This window comes from Spirosoma daeguense, from assembly GCF_054776875.1.
In genome coordinates this window covers 707890-726651 of record NZ_BAAHBF010000001.1, presented here as the reverse complement: position 1 = coordinate 726651, position 18762 = coordinate 707890, and the positions used below count along the sequence as shown (strand labels likewise).

Below are 18762 nucleotides of genomic sequence, written 5' to 3'. Positions count from 1 at the left end.
AATATTCAGGGAGAGATTATTTACCTCGTCCCTGGGCCATTACTCGAAGTGTTTGGGCTATGATCCACATATCGAATAAAAACGACCGCCGATCTGGATATAATAAGTCGTAACGCAATCGCTGGACCATTTCATCAAGATTAGCAGCGTATCCAAATTTAATCTGCCCTATAGAGGTAATACCTGGTTTTACCTTGAGCAACGTTCGGTATTCAGGAGCAATTTCAACAATTTGATCAATAAAGAACTGACGTTCAGGGCGAGGGCCAACAACCGACATATCGCCAATCAATACGTTATAGAACTGGGGAATTTCATCAAGTCGGGTTTTGCGCATAAAGCGTCCCCATGGCGTGATACGGTTATCTAGTAAACCACCAGACAGCACAGGGCCGGTTTGTTCCGAATTGACGTACATACTTCGAAACTTGTATATATTAAACGGTTTGCCATGCCGGCCAATACGTTCCTGCTTGTAAAAAGTTGGTCCTGAAGAGGTTAGCCTTGTTATCGCTGCCAGTATAAGAAAAAGCGGCATCCCCAAGCCTAATGCTAAAAGGGAAAACAATATATCGAACGAGCGTTTTAACGTATTGACCCGAAAATCTGCCAGCATTTGCGACGACAAATTTAGAACAGGCAAAAAATCGTGGTATTCGACAGAGGCTCCACGGGCAAGAAATCCCCTGAAATCAACCAATAACTTTATCTGAAAATCGTGTTTTTCGGCACTATCAACTATCGCTTTAAGACGCGTATTGTCGATATAAGGCATACAGCAATATACACAATCAATACCATCCTGCTTGATGTGATAGAGTAGATTATCATAGTTGCCTGTTAATAATGATTCGTTTTCAGGGTTGGATTGGTCAAAATAGCCATGAAAACGAAATCCCATTTCTGGGTGCGTTTCGTAAAAACTGCGAATTGTTTCGGCTAGCTTTCCGTATCCAACTATTACATAACGGCGATTATTATAACCTCTTGCACGGTATTCTCGCAGAAAAAGTAATCCGCCTATTCGAAAAAAAGCGCCGAGCCCTAAAAAGAGGGCGTATGTAATTAACAGATGTTCGCGCGAGTAATAATAGCCTCTAATGGCAACCCAATAGACAGAAATAATGGCTACATGAACAGCCATTAGGATAAGCAGTGATTTTAATAAATGCCCAAGCTTAAATAATTGGCGAGGAAAAATGTAAGGCTTGAGAATTAAAATTTCGACTAACCAGATTATATTGAAGAGTATCCAAAGAGAAGCATAAGGCGGATCGCTTACTGCCGTAAACGTATCAAACTTGAGCCTGTACGCACCAACAAATGCTACGTTAAGACTCAGGAAATCTACGAAGACATGCAATGGAAAAAGTAATATAGAATAGCGATGCCTCATATTTTTCAAAATCACCCTTTTAGGTTTGGTGTGTACCCACCTACCAATGTATACGCTAAATTAGGGTATATAGGTTGATGAGTTAATACTAATATTATCTAACGGTCAATGAACCGGGTCGCAAATTAGTCATAAAAAGTGGTTTAGAAAATTGCACTTTTTGGTCATTTTATTTTGCTGTCTATTTGTATTGCCCTGTGTACCAGTTCTTTTTTATGCTCAAAAAGGTGCCGATCCCGCTTTTGTACAATGTTCCAGCATCTGCCGCTAAACTACCGTTCAGATGAATGCCTCCCAGAATGGATAAGGGAATTGAGACATTCGCAAACATGGAGAACTGATTCCGAATTGGCCTGTAAGGAATGTCGTAAGTACCAAAGTTTCTGCTAAATGATAGTTTGGTCTGGTAAGTCACTGGACCTGCTAATAGACTACCTTCAATCGGCAGAACGCCAGCCATGCCCACATGGAAGACAACAACTCGGTTATTTCCCGTAAATGTTCCGTAAGGATATTGATTTTGAGGACCTAGATTAGGTGGAATGAAAGGTGTGCCAATTGTATGCTGACGGTATGACCAACCATCACGAAATTGCTGATGATTAAAATAATCATCTTTTCCTCTGCGGTCTGGGTCATCGATAATGAATTCGGGTCCTCCCTGGCTTGTTGTGTTGAGTACTTCAAATAAAAAGTCACGAACAAGTGCTTTAGGGTCATTCCGGCGAAGTCGGACACCGTTTAATCCATCGGCAATATTTATTAGATAAAACAAAGAGCCATCTTCATAAATATTTTGCCGATAGACATACAACGTATGCCTTACTAAATCAATCTCCATCGCTGCATCCACCGAGCCTAAATGATTACCTACCCGATTTGTTAAATCGAAATAAGTATACTGTGTTGTATCTGTTCGACCCGCATTTAATGTTGTTACTACGTAAAAGTAATTAGTCAGCCCTGTTGGCATCTTCCCTCCGGTTGTAATAGTACCCGGAATACCTGTCGGATCTGAAGCCTGACCGCCCCAAACAGCCTGATGATTTATGCCACCATATAAACGCACTACGTCGTTAGGTCTGCCGATACGTAAATACAAAGACTTCTGGTGAAGCATCGTATTATTAATATACCCCTTGGCATCCAGGTACCCATGAGCAAAGGTGCCCTGTACTGAAACCCAGCCTTTCGTAAACCCAATCGGGGTAAATGTTGGTATTGATACCTGAATTTTAGGAATCGGCATCGCATTACCCGACCACGGATAAGAACCCGTTGATAATGTTGAATCGGCGAGTCCAAATTTCTCTCGAACCCGACCTATATAGGCTTCAAATATCCCTCTACGTACTTTGACAAAAGCTTCGGGAAGCAACACATTCCGTTCATACGGTAGTAGTCTTGACGTACCGTTTACGATTACGTTAACGCCATAACTGACATCATATACCGAGTTTCGCCAACGGCCTGTGCTGTGCCGACTCGAATCATAATTGCTGTAAATACCCGCTCGAAACGTAGCAGAAGGAGATTCATTCAGTACGGTTCCGTATTGATTTGCTCTGAGCCAGAAAGGTGTGTCGGTAGAAGAAGAGAGGTACGTACCGGCTTCAACAGAATATAAAGTTGGCTGACGAATTGTTTGCGCAGGACTAGTAATAAAAAGACAAAAAAGGAATAGGCCTATAAAGATCCATTCCAATGGGGAAATACGCATGCACCTGTTGTTTCGTAGGAACGGGCAAATCATTAGCGAGTTTGATAAGTAATGATCACTAACGCCATGCTAGTTAGCTACAGATTGACAATAACGCTAGATTGATAAACGACAAGAAGAGACACTGTTGGTATAATGTCCCGGTTTAATTTAGCCGATGGCTTGCTGGTGATAAGCTGTTCAGAACGCTGGCATCGTCACGAGCGGTTTGGAGACTATCTATTTTTTCGGGATCAATTCCCAACTCTTTCATGATCCGATATTGCCGAGCTTCGACGTATACCAGACGAGCAATTATCTGATTCAACTTAGCGTCCTGCTCATTCTGGCGAGCCAGTATATAGGCTGTTTTAAGCTCCAGTTCGTCAAGGCGCTGCTTATCGCGATCAGTCATATCTATCTGTTTATCGGATGAATTGCCTCGGCAAGTTAGTATTTTTTATGGACTTGTTAACGACCGTAGAATCCACCACTGTCGTAGAAACTCCGCCGACGACTCAGCTTAAGCTCCTGAAGAATCGAAGAACGTGCCCGAAGATCGAACGAGTAATTGCCCGAACGTAAGTTATTGCCAGAGTAAGGCGTCCAGTTAAATGCCATTTCCCAGCAATGCAAATCGCGGTTGATACCAATTGTGGTTAGTGTTGGGCTTTTAAAATTGAAGTCATAACCCGTGTTGATGGTAATTTTCCACTTTGGTGTAATACTTAAATCACCAGTTAAGGTGAGTGCCTGAATAACCTGAGATCGTTCGGGGGTTAATTGAGTCCAGCCAAATGTGTAGCTAACGTTCATTGACCAGGGAATGTTGAAATCGACGTATAACTCAGGATTATTGTTGATCGCTTTTAGCGTTGCGTCCGATGCATTCGGGCTCGATTTAGGTTTATCGGCTTGTTTAGGAGCAAATCGGGCACTCATATAAGCTTGCAAATTCGTCATACGTAACAAACCTTGTCCAGCCTGAAAAGCATAAAGATTTGGTACACGCGTAAATTCCTGATTTACATAAGTAATACTTGTTGGGTTCTGAATCAAAGGAGAATAATCCAGAGCTGTCGGAAAACGGTAAACAGCCGTACCACCATAAGCCCTGTACGCGTAAGGATCGAACGTAGAAGAAAGGTTGAAGCTTATATTTTTGAAAATCTGAGTATTGGCGCTTACCGCAATTGGCGATAGTTTATAATCGGGAGCCAGTAAGTTATAGCTGCCGTTGATACTCAGGTTATCGAAAATAGGAATCTTCTTAAACTCCTGCCCGGCGGAGTCGCTACGTGTACGAACCTTCATTTCGAGCTGATTCACGATCCCGAATGAAATAAAAGCCGATTCGGTGCTGGTTCCTCCACTGCCACTACTACCTCCCAGCCCTCGGAATACCGACAAGGTTCGCCGATAAAGAGGCAAATTAGCCAATGGTCCTTCGGCTGGTAAGATCTGAAACTGACCAAAAGACGGATTCGTAAAATCGGGAATGTAACTGAATGAAATAGATGGAGCCACTGTATGACGTATCGCTTCCAGTCGCTTCCCTCGAACAAAATACGTACCGTAGAAACGAGTGTTCATACTGGCGTTCATTGAGAAATTATACGATGGGAAAAAACCACGGGCCGTATCGATACGTACCGACTGTAATTCAGATAAATACGTATAGTTCAGCTTCCTCGTATAAATATCACCCTGTAAAGAAAAACCGGGAGTCAAGTTGATATAACGTAGCAACTTAATATTTGGTAACGAAATGGGGATGCTATAACGAGCCTGTATTTGTCTGTTTTCCCAGATTCGACTTGAATTCGCGAAACTGAACGGAATCAGGTTTGGGTCTGCTTCAACAATGCCCAGACGAAGGTTATTGGCGCGCCGGGTACTGTCGAGAATACGCTCAAGTGTGCTGATCGTTTTTAAACGTGTAACAACTGGAAATCCTAATCCGCTGGTATCGACCTGACTCCGGATGGTGTTACTGACGCCAATGGAACCGCTAATATCTAATCCGACCCGAAAGCTTTCGTACCAGCGTCCTGAACCACCTCTCAGCGCAAAAGGCGAAATCTGGTTTACACCGATATTGAAATCGGATGATACGTCGGTTTTCCCGTTTTCCCGTACGCCTGTCTGCTGATTAATCTGACCAAACTGCTGATTCACCCGGACGTTGGCCCCTGCTCGAACGTATTGCCCAAATGTGCGACTATACTGAATCGATGAACCTGCTACGTTCGAAATGTACGATTGTGTTGAGAACGAGTTGAACTGGTTATAGCTGTTGCTGCTAATGTTAACATTGGCCGAAAAGCTACCCCGTCCGCGCGGAATCGGCGAATGCGACCACGTAAATGAAAAATCGTTACGTGGCGTCTGTGTAGTATCAACTCGGTCGCCGGAGCGGTTGCGATTAAATTGCAAATTTACCCCGCCACTATAACGATATCGTTTATTATAAGACGACGATACACCAACACCCCAGCTACCCCGTGAGTAAATCTGCCCCTTAAACTGTAAGCCAAGGTTTTCGCTGACGGCCCAGTAATAGCCGCCATCACGCAGGTAGAATCCGCGTCCGTTTGGCTCTTCACCATATTGCGGCATCAGAATGCCCGAAACACCAATTTCTTTTCGCTTCGGAAACGGGAAAAAACCAAATGGTAAGCCAAGCGGTAATGGAATCTGATTGATCACCAGATTAAAAGGTCCAGCTACCACTTGCTTATTATGAATAACTTTTAGTTTACTGGCGTTGATATGAAAATGAGGAATGGCCAGGTTACAGGTGGTATAAATTGCCTTACCGATATACAAATTATCTTCAGCGTCTTTTTTTACTATCTGTCCTCGAATATTGCCCTCGCCTTGTTGGGTAATGACCCCCTGAATTTTCCCTTTTTTCGATTTGAAATTATAGCGGATCTCTTTTGTATCGTATTGACCCTCCCCATCTTTAAAGATTGGTCGTCCAATCAACTTTTTTGTTGTCGAATCATACCGTCCTTTGGCATATACTTCGTTTGTAAGGTAATTGAGACGGATATAATCGGCTTTAAGGGAGATATCACCGTAAATGACGCTTGCATCACCAAAAAGCTCAACCGTCTGACCATCAGCAGCGTAGATAGTAGAATCTTTGGCCTGATATTTGACAGTCGTCTTAAACGCGTCCGCAGAATCGGCCTGAGCCGTATCCCGAACGGCGATACGTAGTGAATCGGAACTTGTAGTGGTTCGGCTTTCAGGACGTACCGTATTGGGTGATACGATGCCCGGTTTCGATGGGTCGGCAACGCGCTGGGCAGGAACTGTGGCAGGAGGAATACCGCCTTTGGCTGGTTGCCGGGGCAAGGTTGTATTTTGGGCAAACGTACTGAATGTCAATAGCACTCCGATAAGCCCCCAAAAGGCCCGAAATGCGGTAAATGATTGAATCAGCAAGGGCCGCAAAATAAAGTGTACTTTTTTCAGGTTTATTAAAAAAATTATATTTGCCTAAAGACTGTTTAGTCTATGGCTTACAAAGGTATTCAGGAACGGTTATCCCGCTATCGCTTTGAAACGTTTTTGGTTGTTAAATATTATTAAACCCATAAAGGCTCCAACTCACGGAATTGTGACAACGTTGGCCCTCTTTTCGTTGCCTCTTCTATCGCTGACGACACCTGATATAATTGTATCTGAACTAAAGCAGGATACGATTCGACAGGCCAAACGTCAGGATACCGAAGGCGCAACAACACGTAGCGATGTACCTAATCAGCTACGTACCATTGTACTCGATGCTGGTCACGGAGGCAAAGATCCCGGTTGTATTGGACGCAAAACCCGCGAATCACGTATTGTACTTAAGCTCGTTTTGCAACTAGGCCGTAAAATTAAGCAAGAGATGCCGAATGTGCGGGTTATTTACACCCGTTCGTCCGATCATTTTGTTGATTTATACGAGCGCGGAGCTATTGCCAATCGAAATCGGGCCGATTTGTTTATCTCGATTCACTGCAATGCAAGTCCATCAAGTAGCAAGGTATACGGCACCGAAACCTATACATTGGGTCTGCATAGAACAGAACGTAACCTTGAGGTTGCCCGACGTGAAAACGAAGTAATTCTTCAGGAAAAAAACTACCAGCAAACCTACAAAGGGTTCAACCCTAATTCGCCGTTAGCTACAATTATGCTGGCAAATTATCAACATGCCTTTATGGAAAGTAGCATTAATTTTGCCGAAAAAATTGAACGCAGCTTCAAACACAATGCAGGTCGGAAAAGCAATGGCGTAAAACAGGCTGGTTTTATTGTTCTCTGGAAAACAACCATGCCCAGCGTGCTCATCGAAACGGGATATCTGACGAATCCTACGGAAGAAGAGTATCTGATGACGGCCGAAGGACAGGACGAAATTTCAGAGGCTATTTTGCAGGCTTTTATGCGGTATAAGGAAGAGATTGAGTCGGCCGGTTAATAAGCCATTGTTGTGCTAGAATGGTGTAGGTGTGTAGTTTGCCCCCGGATATAATTATTTCCATGATTCTAGGGACAAACGGGCTTTAAAGTTGGTTATAGCATTAATCAACGGATTGGCGCGGCTCCATGAGCTGTTCACTTTCACTTTAGCATGAAAATTTCGCAGGAAGTAAAAGTAGGTTTGTTGGCGGTTGTCTCGCTGGCGATGCTCTACTTTGGTTTTCGATTTCTGAAGGGTTCTGACTTCTTCTCTTCAACAAATAAATATCAGGTCGTATATGATAATATTGACGGCCTGACAGTGTCAAATCCCATAAAAATTAATGGATTAGCCGTTGGCCGGGTAAAATCTATTGCCATTTTGCAGGATCAGGGCAACAAACTTCTGGTAGTGGTAGAAATCAATAAGGATATACGTATCACTCAGGGAACGAAGGCATTCTTAGCGGATGATGGATTGCTTGGTGGTAAAATGATTCAGCTAACGATTGGTGCTAACACGCCAGTTCTTGAAGATGGTGGTCAGCTTGTTGCTGCGAAAGAATCAGGCTTGTCGGCGTTGATTCGGGAGAAAACCCTGCCTGTGCTCAACAACGTCGATTCGTTAACGTATCAGCTTAACAAAGTCGTTGCACAGTTCGACCAGACGGGCATTATGCTGAATCAGACGCTACGTAGTGCTAACGATGGTGTAAAAACGCTCGGCCTGACCATTGACGAAAACCGGGCTGGCTTGCGTGCTACGTTGGCGAACGTTAGTAATTTGTCGAAATCGCTGGTTGAAACCGAGAAGCAACTCAAACCAATTCTAGCCAAAGCCGATACATTTGCCGACTCGCTTCAAGGCTTGCAATTGAAGCAAACTCTGTTGACAGTAAATAAAACGGTCGATAATCTCCAACGTATTCTGGCCGACGTTAACCGGGGAAAAGGCTCGCTGGGCAAACTGACATCCGACGAAGCACTTTATAGTAACGTAAATAAAACGACCGCCAGCCTCGAAAAACTGCTGACCGATTTACGTGAAAACCCCAAACGCTACGTTCATTTCTCGCTGTTCGGCAAAAAAGATAAAGGGGCTACAAGTGCTCCTGCCAACGCTACTGTTACAACTTCGACAGTAATTCCAGCCGATTCATCCAAACAATAATGCAATGCTACGTCCTGATTTGGATGTTGGGCATGTTATTTATTAGTGGAAAAATTTCTTTATTTGAAGAAATGTAGTTGCCAAACGTAATACATGCGATAAGCGAGTAAAGGTTTTTGGATGCTATTCTAAAGAACTTTCGCTTAAAAATCGTTGTGTAGAAATACGAATTCGGCTTGAAATAACACACTTCTTCATGCAATCTCTACTCGACGAACTGGCGCAACGTAGCGCCCAAACCCAATTAGGTGGCGGTTCCAAAAAAATTGATGATCAGCATCGCAAAGGCAAACTAACCGCTCGCGAACGTATTGCGTACCTAACCGATTCCGAAAAACCATTTGTTGAAATTGGCCTTTTCACTGGCGAAGGCATGTATACCGAACATGGTGGTTGTCCATCGGGTGGGGTAGTGGTCGGGGTGGGTTACGTATCAGGTCGTCAATGCGTTATAGTAGTTAACGATGCTACTGTTAAAGCGGGAGCCTGGTTTCCGATTACGGCGAAAAAGAATCTTCGGGCACAGGAAATAGCTCTTGAGAATCGTCTTCCTATTATTTATCTGGTCGATAGCGCGGGCGTTTACCTACCCTTGCAGGACGAAGTTTTTGCTGATAAAGAGCATTTTGGCCGAACGTTTCGTAACAATGCACAACTTTCGGCAATGGGCATTTTGCAGGTTGCGGCCATCATGGGAAGCTGTGTTGCTGGCGGTGCGTATCTGCCCATAATGTCAGACGAAGCGTTGATTGTTGAAGGAACGGGGTCAATTTTTCTGGCCGGACCTTATCTTGTGAAAGCATCTATTGGCGAAGACGTAGATGCCGAAACACTAGGCGGAGCTACTACACATACGGATATATCGGGCGTAGTTGACAATAAGTATCCCGACGATAAAAGCTGTCTGGATGCCATCAAGCGAATCTTTGACAAACTAGGACACTCCGAATCTGCCGGTTTCGACCGGATTGAACCAGTTCCACCAGCGAAAAATCCAGAAGAAATTTACCAGATTTTACCGACCGACCGAGTCAAGCCTTACGATATGATGGAAATCATTGAGCGGATGGTGGATAACTCCGAATTTGATACGTATAAACCGGGTTATGGGCAATCGTTACTCTGCGGTTACGCCCGTATCGATGGCTGGGCTGTGGGTATTGTTGCCAATCAGCGTAAAGTTGTAAAAGCTAAAGGACGTACTGGACAGGCTGGCGAAATGCAGATGGGCGGGGTTATTTATGGCGATGCTGCCGATAAAGCGGCTCGTTTCATCATGAACTGTAATCAGAAACGGATTCCGCTAGTGTTTTTGCAGGATGTGTCCGGATTTATGGTTGGTAGTCGGGCTGAGCAGGGCGGCATCATTAAAGATGGTGCCAAAATGGTGAGCGCAATGGCCAATTCGGTTGTTCCAAAGTTCACAGTTGTTGTAGGCAACTCTTATGGTGCTGGTAACTATGCAATGTGTGGCAAGGCGTATGATCCGCGCTTGATGCTGGCGTGGCCGACCGCGCAGATGGCGGTAATGAGTGGCGCATCGGCGGCTAAAACATTGCTTCAGATTCAGGTAGCGTCTCAGAAAGCAAAAGGACAGCCAATGAGCCCTGAAGAAGAACAGGAGCAACTGAAAAAAATCACCGATCAGTACAACGCGCAACTTTCACCCTATTATGCGGCTGCCCGACTCTGGGTTGATGCCGTGATTGATCCGTTACAAACCCGGCAAATACTTTCGGAGGGAATTTCGGCGGCCAATCATGCGCCGATCACGAAACAGTTTAGCGTAGGTGTGATTCAGACGTAGCGATTATGGCTTGCATGTACCCTTTGTGTATTTGACACCTGCACACTGGGCCATACAAGGATTGGCATAGGTTTTTCCGTCGCAGCCACATACTTCGTTTAACTCATAGCTGCATAAGCAGGTATTCTCTCTGGCGATGCAGTCGGGTGATACGTCCTTATGGCATCCAGCACCGAAACCAATCCAGAACAGGCACACAATTAATATACGCATAGCTAGTAGTCTTTTAGCTAGGACCCTTGGCGTAGCTGATACGTTGGAAAGGCTTTATTTACGCCATTTTAGCGTGTTTAACAGATGCATAATATCGTTTCGGATGTATTGAATAACTGGCTGGAGTGAATCGTTTTCCGTTGCTACGTTGAAGTATAACGCACCCCGTAAAAAGTGCGTCGTTGAATCGGTTGTCACAAACTGAACCTGACTCGGAACTTCGCCAGCCAGATCAATCACGCTGGCTTCCAGTCCTGATTTCAATCGAAGTTTCCTCTGTTCAATAGAGTAAGCCTTGATATTGTGCCGAGATGCTAGTTTATACGAATCTTCGAGCATGCTACGTAGTCGATTGATATCGTTTCGAACCGGCTTATAGGTTAATTGAACACTAGCGTGCCATGCCGGATAGTTGATAAAAATCCAGTCTGGTTCTGATCTGGCAAACGTATCGGGCAAAATTCGGGCTATTTTATTGTATTCGAACTGATACGGGTGCGTAGGCTCGATTGATACGTAGTTGGGCTTCGGCAAATCGAAACGGGGGAAGCCTTTTGGTTTAGGCGTATATTTTTCGGACGAATTACCACTACAGGCCACTATCGAGATTGCGGAAAGAACAATAAGAAATTGCTTTAACACGGATGATACGTTTCTGAGTTGACCACTACGTGTTGGTCAGCGTACAGAAAACGCAAAAACCCGGCATTTTGGTGCCGGGTTTTTGCCTGAAAATATACAAAGACTCTTTATACGTTCACATCTTCGAGTTGTTCCTGACGCACGGGCTGGCCCATCAACGTAGCAAATCGATTGATATTAAACGTTGGTTCGAACCATACTTCGCCCATAACCGGGTGTTTTACAGGTACATCCGGATTTTGAATCTCGTTTAAAAGCACCCCGGTCTCGCCAGTTGTGTGTCGTTTCACCTGACGAATGGTGTATAACGTATCGCGCTTTGGTGTCTGAATGCCAAATTCTGTGTAAAACGCCAGCACAGGTGCCGGAAAACTATCGTTTGTGCAAATAACCTCCATTGGTGTTTGTTGCGTTGCTAAAGTGATGCAAAGGTAACAACTTCCAGCCAGAACTGATTCCCGATTAATCTTCAAACAGATTGCCTAGCTTACCGATTACCGAACCGCCCTCTTTGTGCGATTGGGCACCACCCGGTGATAAACGCTGTACGAGTTTAGAAATCGGCATTGACTGAATCCAGACTTTACCAGTACCACGTAACGTAGCAAGAAACAAACCTTCGCCACCAAACACCATGCTACGTAGGCCGCCCGCCCGCTGTATATCGAAATTAATACTTGGTTCAAAACCCACTACGCAGCCCGTATCGACACGTAGCGTTTCGTTGTTCAGTGTTCGTTCAATCACTACGCCACCTGCATGAATAAAAGCCATACCATCTCCCTGAACTTTTTCCAGAATAAAGCCTTCTCCACCGAAGAATCCAGCACCCAGTCGCTGGTTAAATTGAATGCTCAACTTTGTTCCAAGGGCTGCACATAAGAAGGCGTCTTTCTGTACAATTAACGTATTACCATATACATTGGCGAGGTTGACCGGCATAACCGTGCCCGGATAAGGAGCTGAAAAAGCTACTTTACGCTTACCCACCCCCCGGTTTGTAAAATGGGTCATAAACAGCGATTCACCCATAATCATACGCGAACCAGCACTGAGTAATTTGCCTAAAAAGCCCTGATCTGGCTGCGAACCGTCGCCCATTTTGGTTTCGAACGTAATGCCATCTTCCATAAACAGCATGGAACCAGCTTCGGCAATGACCGTTTCGTTAGGGTCGAGTTCAATCTCAACAATCTGAATGTCTTCGCCAATGATTTTGTAGTCGATTTCGTGAGAATACATGCTAAGCGTGCGTTAGTGATGCGTCTGAGTTTAGTAAACAATAGGTGAAATCTACGGAATCGCGATCATTACCCGAATAATTTTTCTGACAAGCGGCACAAAAAAAGCCCGACCGGCCATTTAGGCGGGTCGGGCTTTTAGCGTTGGTTAATATCGTCGGGCAAATCGTTGTCGCTCTCATCAAACAGACGTTCGTCATCATCTGAATTTTCGTTTTCATCAGCTTCCGGTTCACCTTTTAAATTAAGGTCGGTGCGATGGCGAAGTTTCTTATCATCAACGGTTTTGTTAAGAAACTGATTGATACGATCAATATCAAAACTCGTGGTGATTTCACCGAACGAGTTAATCTTAATGTCGAAACCTTCAAGCTCTTTATGAACGCGCGGTTTATCGTTTTCGTCGGGATTCGCTTTTTTCTTAGCCATGAGCCTGGAAGATGTATGATATCTGAGGTATAATGTATTTTATCGTGAGCTATTCTTCTTCTTGGTTAGAATAATGCTCCTGATAATTTTTAGTAATGCCTCTGCATCAGCGTGTATGGAGACAAACTGTTTTTCGTCAAGATAATCTGTGGCATGTAACAACTCTAGCCAGTAACATGTTTCGTCGTATTCTTTTTGAGCTATTCCAAATTTATGGATGAAATCAGCATCTGATTCAGCATTGTAGCCTTCCCGGATATTAGCCCCTACGGATGTTCCACTTCTTAGCAACTGCCGACTTAACACCGTCTCTTTCTTTGTCCTACGTAGGTACTTTTCCAGATTAATGATACGTATCGCAAACGCAAAACTCTTGTCTTTAGTAACGTTACGGCCCTGTGTCATCGAGTATGACGTATGATATATAAAGTATGAACTGCTATGTTTTTACCCAAATATACTTTATATACCATACATTATACATCACATTATTTACAAAACAGTTAGCGCTGCTTCTAACCGCTTGATCGTTTCGTCTTTGCCGATGATTTCCATCGTCAGCATCAGGTCGGGACCTGCACCTAAGCCTGTCAATGCCAGACGCATAGCCTGCATAATTTTCCCCTGCTTAATACCTGCCTGTTGCATGGCATCGCCCAGCGTATGCTTAATCGAATCGGCCACAAAATCACCTTCGAACGAACGTAACGCATCGCGGAAAGTTGTTACCGCTTTACGGGCATCGTCGTTCCATTTTGCGGTTACAATAGCTTCGTCATACGTAGCGGGCGATTGAAATAACGTAGTGGCTTCACCGAAAATCTCGTGTGCAAAATTGACACGGCCTTTGAGCAGGGCAACAATTTTTTCAGCTTTTTCGGCCGAACAGGTGAAGCCAGCCGCTTCGGCCTGCTGTTGAACGGTTGGCGACAATTCCGAATCCGGACGTTGGCGAACGTATTGGTGGTTGAACCATTGCGCTTTCTGAATATCGAACCGGGCACCGGCTTTATGCACCTGAGCAAGATCGAAACTCGCAATCAATTCGTCCATCGTAAACAGTTCCTGTTCCGTTCCGGGATTCCAGCCTAAAAGGGCCAGAAAGTTAACAGTTGCTTCAGGCAGATAACCGTCTTCCCGGAAACCGCGCGCCACCTGACCCGTAACCGGATCGGTCCATTGCAGCGGAAAAATCGGGAAACCGCCTAAATCGGCATCGCGTTTGCTCAGTTTTCCGTTTCCTTCTGGTTTTAGCAGAAGCGGTAGGTGCGCAAACTGAGGCATGGTATCTTCCCAACCCAGATACCGATATAATAATACGTGTAACGGAGCAGACGGTAGCCACTCTTCGCCACGGATTACGTGTGTAATGCCCATAAAATGGTCATCAACAATATTGGCGAGGTGATACGTTGGTAATCCGTCTGATTTCAGTAGAACTTTATCGTCGATGGCCGATGAATGGACGTTTACCCAACCCCGAATAATATCATTTAATCGAACTTCTTCCTTACGTGGCGTCTTTAGCCGAATTACGTAGGGTTCACCTGCGTCAATACGTGCGCGTACATCATCGGCCTTCATGGTCAAGGAGTTGCGCATCTGCATCCGCGTAATGGCATTATACTGTGCGGCTGGCGCATTGGCCGCTTCGAGCCGTTGACGCATGGCGTCCAGTTCTTCGGCCGTATCAAAAGCGTAATAGGCTTTTCCTTCATCGATCAGCCGTTGCGCTTCTTTCTGATAAATATCTCTACGTTCCGATTGGCGATAAGGGGCATGTGGGCCACCAACACCTTGACCTTCGTCGATTTCAATACCGACCCAGCGCAGGCTATCCAGAATATATTGTTCGGCTCCCGGCACGAACCGATTCTGATCGGTATCTTCGATACGCAGGAGCATTTTGCCGCCCATTTTCCGGGCGAAAAGGTAATTATAAAGCGCGGTTCGTACGCCACCGATATGAAGTGGTCCAGTTGGGCTAGGTGCGAAACGAACGCGGACAGAATTTGACATAAGATATGAATTTTGACTGATTGAGTGACTGAATGATTGAATAGGCTTACGCTAGTATTTTTTATTCAATCATTCAGTCATTCAATCAGTCAATCATTGTACTGCTATTACTGAAATTTCAACATTTACATCTTTGGGCAGACGAGCTACTTCAACGGTTTCGCGGGCAGGTGGTTCGCTGGTAAAGAACCGGCCGTAAACTTCATTAATAGCCGCGAAGTTGTTCATGTCTTTCACGAAAATACTGCTCTTCACAATGTTCGTGTAATCCATATCAGACGCTTTCAGAATGGCTCCGATATTTTCCATTACCTGTTGCGTTTCGGCCTGAATGTCGCCTTTAGCGGCTAAATCAATAGCAACCTGACCTGAAACGAACAACATGCCTGTGGGTGATGCTACGTTTACTTTTACCGCCTGGCTATAAGGGCCAATAGGAGCGGGAGCCTGGTCGGTATAAACAATTTGTTTGCTCATGACTTTAGAAGATAGTGATTACCGGCTTGACAATGTCAATCACCAGCGAATAACTTGCCCCAAAGTTACGACAAAGCCGGGTAAGGTTGCAGGTAATTGCGCTATGCTCGTTATTTAAGGCTGAAAATCAACACGTATAAACGCTACGTTCGAATTGCTGCGCAGGTTCGAACGTGAAAAATTGATAAGCATGAAATATAGTATCATTGGTTTACTGGCGTTTAGTTTGCTTATTCCGTTCACCAGCCGTCTGAAATTTTCGGCTAAGTCATCTGTTACATATCATCAGGAGGAGGTAGGATCTCCTATCTTGCCCATAATGAGTTCAAACTGGGTGGCTACTGATGGGGCTGGGCGAACTTTACCTACGTATGCCGTTACGGGCGATTTTAAGAAAAATAAATACGTCGGGATTTTTTATTTTCTATGGCATGGAGCTTATAATGATAAAGGAGTTTATAACAATTCGGTAATTATTAAAGCGAACCCAACTAATCCCAAATTTGGACCTGAAACGGCCTTCCATTGGTGGGGTGAGCCTGAAGCGGGTTTTTTCAAAGCCGACGATCCGTGGGTTATACGCCGTAATTTACAGATGTTAACCGAAGCTGGTGTCGATATACTTTTCCTCGATACAACCAATGGCGATGCTTATTTGCCGGTGGTGAATAAACTATGTGAAATCTCTAAGTCGATGCGCCAGAAAGGTATTCCTACTCCTTATATCTGTTTTGTAACATACACGAAGCCAAACGAAACAGTTAAGCTGATCTACGACGAGTTTTATGCGCAGAATAAACATTCCGAACTTTGGTTCAGGTGGCAGGGAAAGCCATTGATGTTAGGCAAAAAAGAAGAAATAACCGATCCATCCATGCGTGATTTCTTTACGTGGCGGTTTAGTTGGGCCTGGACTAATGCACGTAACGAACCGCACAATTGGCAGTGGCTCGATAGAACTCCACAGAATTACGGATGGGACACAAACCCTTCGATACCCGAAGAAATTCCGGTAGCTGTAGCCAGCCATCCATTCGATAATGGCATAGGCAAAAGTTTTCGTCAGGGTCGCGAAGGCGTCTTAAATAAGTTCAGTACAACGACCTCCATGCCGCAGGGATTATATTTTGAGGAACAGTGGAAACGGGCTCTTCAGGTAAATCCGTCAGTTGTTTTTGTGGCCGGATGGAACGAGTGGGTTGCCCAACATTACGTGTATCGACCTAGCGGAGAAGACGCGAAAAAGCCAGGGACCAAATATATGGGCAAACCTATGAAACCGGGTCAGTCATTCTTTATCGACTTATATAATGAAGAATATAATCGGGATGCCGAGCCAATGAAAGGAGGCTATACCGACAACTATTATTACCAGCTTGTGGCCAATATTCGGAAGTTTAAAGGGATGCCCGCCCCCGAAAAATCGACCCCCGCCCGAACGATACCCATTGATGGGAAATTTGCAGAATGGGCATCAGTAAAACCACACTTTATTGACCCCAATGGCGACGTAATGCACCGAAACTGGCCCCGTTCCGACGGAAAGATAAACTACGTGAACAATACGGGACGTAACGACATCACAGACCTACGTATTACCGCTGATGCTAAAAACACTTATTTCTACGCGAAATCTGATAAGAAACTGACTCTGCCAACTGGCAAAAACTGGATGTTGCTTTATATAGATACCGATCAGTCGGCTAAAACCGGATGGGCAGGCTATGACTTTTTAATCAGTCATGCAACTAGCGGAAACAAATCGACCATTAGCCGATGGAATGGTAAGTCCTGGGTGCCGGTTTCGGCAGGTACGTACCGATACGCGAACAATGAGCTTGAGGTTAGTTTACCATTAAGTGCCATTCGTCAGACTGCTGGCAAGGTAAAGCTGGATTTCCACTGGGCCGATAATATTCAGGAACGCAACAGCCTGAACGAGTTCTTCCTGAATGGCGACAGTGCACCCGATCGCCGTTTTAATTATAGGTATATAGGTCAGTAGTACGTATTACTCAGAATCGTTATGACTTCCTGGAAAGATTTTCTGCAGAATGTAGCAGTCGACGTCGACACGCAGTTTGAAAAGCTTAAACATAAGCTTTCGGGACGACTCGACGCCGAAAAACCGTACAAAATCATTTATTATCGTGGTTTAGGGAGTCCAACGGCGGTTTGGCTAAAAGGGCGAGTGCTACGTCAGCGCGATCTGAGTACACCGAGCGATCATGATACGTTCTGGCAAAATCTACTGGCAACGTATCAGCGGTTCGGAAGCGACGAAGTGCCGGGTGTAACAGTACGTATCGACGCATTCGAAAAAACATACACTACCGTAACCAACGCAGATGGGTATTTCGAACTAACAATTAATCCACCCGACGATTTACCTGCTGGACGAGCCTGGTTCCCGGTTCAATATTCGTTGGATGGAATCGAACAGCCTGCTACTGAACTGAGCCCTGAAATTGCGGAACAGCCCGTCGAAAAAGCGGGTTATCTGATGATTTCTCCCCCGTTTAGTCAATTCGGAGTCATTTCAGATATTGACGATACGGTGCTGGTTACCGATGCAACCAATCTGCTACAGACTGCCCGGTTAACATTTCTGGGGAATGCATACACCCGATTGCCTTTTGCCGGAATTGCTGCTTTTTATCGGGCTTTGCAGAGTGGGCCAGTTACTACGTTGTTTAACCCAATCTATTTCGTATCGAGTAGCCCCTGGAATCTCTACGATTTACTGGTCGATTTTTTCCGAATTCAGGGTATTCCAAAAGGCCCATTATTGCTACGTGATTTCAGCCTGAGCCCAGAAATGCTTTCGTCGGGTGGGCATCATACGCATAAACTGACAATGATACGTAAGGTGCTGGACGTGAATCCGCAACTGCCATTTGTACTGATCGGCGATAGCGGTCAGCAAGATCCTGAAATTTATGCACAGATAGTTCGCGAAAATCCAAACCGGATTCGGGCAATTTATATTCGCGACGTATCGAATGATCGGCGCGACGAAGCTGTTCGTGAACTTATTCGGACAACGGATGCCTATAACGTACCGATGTTACTTGTATCCGATACAGTAGCCGCAGCCGAGCACGCAGCCTCCCTGAATTTAATCGATCCGGATACTATTCCAGAAATCCGTGCCGACCGCCGGGCTGATAAAGAATAATTTTTTTACGACCCTACGCAACCCTTTTT

17 protein-coding genes are annotated in these 18762 nt (G+C 44.9%); 5 read left to right on the top strand and 12 right to left on the bottom strand.

The window, feature by feature from the left end:
- Positions 1–16 precede the first annotated feature (16 nt).
- The 4 genes from ACYVD4_RS02720 to ACYVD4_RS02705 all read right to left on the bottom strand — a co-directional run bounded on the left by ACYVD4_RS02720 (position 17) and on the right by ACYVD4_RS02705 (position 6560).
- The gene (locus ACYVD4_RS02720; protein WP_460942143.1) at positions 17–1396 is read right to left on the bottom strand and encodes a sugar transferase; all 1380 of its coding nucleotides are present in this window, start codon (positions 1394–1396) and stop codon (positions 17–19) included.
- 181 nt (positions 1397–1577) lie between these two features.
- On the bottom strand, positions 1578–3116 hold the full coding sequence (locus tag ACYVD4_RS02715; RefSeq protein WP_460942141.1) for a capsule assembly Wzi family protein: 1539 nt from the start codon (positions 3114–3116) through the stop codon (positions 1578–1580).
- 145 nt (positions 3117–3261) lie between these two features.
- Positions 3262–3510, bottom strand: a complete 249-nt coding sequence (locus tag ACYVD4_RS02710) for a hypothetical protein (RefSeq protein WP_460942139.1) — start codon at positions 3508–3510, stop codon at positions 3262–3264.
- Between the two features lie 56 nt (positions 3511–3566).
- Positions 3567–6560 carry a putative LPS assembly protein LptD gene (locus ACYVD4_RS02705; protein WP_460942137.1) on the bottom strand — a complete coding sequence of 998 codons (2994 nt, stop codon included), beginning with the start codon at positions 6558–6560 and terminating at the stop codon, positions 3567–3569.
- Between the two features lie 166 nt (positions 6561–6726).
- On the opposite strand from ACYVD4_RS02705, the gene ACYVD4_RS02700 reads away from it, so the two are divergent.
- The 3 genes from ACYVD4_RS02700 to ACYVD4_RS02690 all read left to right on the top strand — a co-directional run bounded on the left by ACYVD4_RS02700 (position 6727) and on the right by ACYVD4_RS02690 (position 10534).
- Entirely contained in the window at positions 6727–7575 is an 849-nt protein-coding gene (locus tag ACYVD4_RS02700) for an N-acetylmuramoyl-L-alanine amidase family protein (protein ID WP_460942135.1), read from the top strand.
- Positions 7576–7728: 153 nt separating this feature from the next.
- Positions 7729–8727 (top strand): MlaD family protein, encoded by a 999-nt coding sequence (locus ACYVD4_RS02695; RefSeq protein WP_460942133.1) that lies wholly within the window; start codon positions 7729–7731, stop codon positions 8725–8727.
- A gap of 196 nt (positions 8728–8923) precedes the next feature.
- The gene (locus ACYVD4_RS02690; protein ID WP_460942131.1) at positions 8924–10534 is read left to right on the top strand and encodes an acyl-CoA carboxylase subunit beta; all 1611 of its coding nucleotides are present in this window, start codon (positions 8924–8926) and stop codon (positions 10532–10534) included.
- Positions 10535–10537: 3 nt separating this feature from the next.
- On the opposite strand, the gene ACYVD4_RS02685 is transcribed toward ACYVD4_RS02690, so the two are convergent.
- The 8 genes from ACYVD4_RS02685 to ACYVD4_RS02650 form a co-directional block, all read right to left on the bottom strand.
- Positions 10538–10747 (bottom strand): Kazal-type serine protease inhibitor family protein, encoded by a 210-nt coding sequence (locus ACYVD4_RS02685; protein ID WP_460942129.1) that lies wholly within the window; start codon positions 10745–10747, stop codon positions 10538–10540.
- A 54-nt stretch (positions 10748–10801) separates the two neighbouring features.
- Positions 10802–11389, bottom strand: a complete 588-nt coding sequence (gldD, locus tag ACYVD4_RS02680; RefSeq protein WP_460942127.1) for a gliding motility lipoprotein GldD — start codon at positions 11387–11389, stop codon at positions 10802–10804.
- A gap of 107 nt (positions 11390–11496) precedes the next feature.
- Positions 11497–11787: a hypothetical protein gene (locus ACYVD4_RS02675; RefSeq protein ID WP_460942125.1), complete on the bottom strand. Its 291-nt coding sequence runs from the start codon at positions 11785–11787 to the stop codon at positions 11497–11499.
- A gap of 64 nt (positions 11788–11851) precedes the next feature.
- Positions 11852–12631, bottom strand: a complete 780-nt coding sequence (locus ACYVD4_RS02670) for a TIGR00266 family protein (protein ID WP_460942123.1) — start codon at positions 12629–12631, stop codon at positions 11852–11854.
- 137 nt (positions 12632–12768) lie between these two features.
- A complete protein-coding gene (locus ACYVD4_RS02665; RefSeq protein WP_460942121.1) occupies positions 12769–13059 on the bottom strand; it encodes a hypothetical protein in 291 nt (96 codons plus the stop codon).
- Positions 13060–13098: 39 nt separating this feature from the next.
- Positions 13099–13464, bottom strand: coding sequence for a four helix bundle protein (locus tag ACYVD4_RS02660; protein ID WP_460942119.1), 366 nt, complete (start codon positions 13462–13464; stop codon positions 13099–13101).
- An 87-nt stretch (positions 13465–13551) separates the two neighbouring features.
- Positions 13552–15078, bottom strand: coding sequence for a glutamate--tRNA ligase (gltX, locus tag ACYVD4_RS02655; protein ID WP_460942117.1), 1527 nt, complete (start codon positions 15076–15078; stop codon positions 13552–13554).
- A 93-nt stretch (positions 15079–15171) separates the two neighbouring features.
- Positions 15172–15555: a Rid family detoxifying hydrolase gene (locus ACYVD4_RS02650; protein WP_460942115.1), complete on the bottom strand. Its 384-nt coding sequence runs from the start codon at positions 15553–15555 to the stop codon at positions 15172–15174.
- Positions 15556–15745: 190 nt separating this feature from the next.
- On the opposite strand from ACYVD4_RS02650, the gene ACYVD4_RS02645 reads away from it, so the two are divergent.
- On the top strand, positions 15746–17560 hold the full coding sequence (locus ACYVD4_RS02645; RefSeq protein WP_460942113.1) for a glycoside hydrolase family 71/99 protein: 1815 nt from the start codon (positions 15746–15748) through the stop codon (positions 17558–17560).
- Between the two features lie 21 nt (positions 17561–17581).
- Positions 17582–18733, top strand: coding sequence for an App1 family protein (locus ACYVD4_RS02640; protein ID WP_460942111.1), 1152 nt, complete (start codon positions 17582–17584; stop codon positions 18731–18733).
- Positions 18734–18762: the final 29 nt, after the last annotated feature.

Coding starts and splice junctions, on each gene's coding strand:
- ACYVD4_RS02720 (WP_460942143.1), bottom strand. CDS start 1,396: ATGAGGCATCGCTATTCTATATTACTTTTTCCATTGCATGTCTTCGTA.
- ACYVD4_RS02715 (WP_460942141.1), bottom strand. CDS start 3,116: ATGCGTATTTCCCCATTGGAATGGATCTTTATAGGCCTATTCCTTTTT.
- ACYVD4_RS02710 (WP_460942139.1), bottom strand. CDS start 3,510: ATGACTGATCGCGATAAGCAGCGCCTTGACGAACTGGAGCTTAAAACA.
- ACYVD4_RS02695 (WP_460942133.1), top strand. CDS start 7,729: ATGAAAATTTCGCAGGAAGTAAAAGTAGGTTTGTTGGCGGTTGTCTCG.
- ACYVD4_RS02690 (WP_460942131.1), top strand. CDS start 8,924: ATGCAATCTCTACTCGACGAACTGGCGCAACGTAGCGCCCAAACCCAA.
- ACYVD4_RS02685 (WP_460942129.1), bottom strand. CDS start 10,747: ATGCGTATATTAATTGTGTGCCTGTTCTGGATTGGTTTCGGTGCTGGA.
- ACYVD4_RS02675 (WP_460942125.1), bottom strand. CDS start 11,787: ATGGAGGTTATTTGCACAAACGATAGTTTTCCGGCACCTGTGCTGGCG.
- ACYVD4_RS02670 (WP_460942123.1), bottom strand. CDS start 12,631: ATGTATTCTCACGAAATCGACTACAAAATCATTGGCGAAGACATTCAG.
- ACYVD4_RS02665 (WP_460942121.1), bottom strand. CDS start 13,059: ATGGCTAAGAAAAAAGCGAATCCCGACGAAAACGATAAACCGCGCGTT.
- ACYVD4_RS02660 (WP_460942119.1), bottom strand. CDS start 13,464: ATGACACAGGGCCGTAACGTTACTAAAGACAAGAGTTTTGCGTTTGCG.
- gltX (WP_460942117.1), bottom strand. CDS start 15,078: ATGTCAAATTCTGTCCGCGTTCGTTTCGCACCTAGCCCAACTGGACCA.
- ACYVD4_RS02650 (WP_460942115.1), bottom strand. CDS start 15,555: ATGAGCAAACAAATTGTTTATACCGACCAGGCTCCCGCTCCTATTGGC.
- ACYVD4_RS02645 (WP_460942113.1), top strand. CDS start 15,746: ATGAAATATAGTATCATTGGTTTACTGGCGTTTAGTTTGCTTATTCCG.
- ACYVD4_RS02640 (WP_460942111.1), top strand. CDS start 17,582: ATGACTTCCTGGAAAGATTTTCTGCAGAATGTAGCAGTCGACGTCGAC.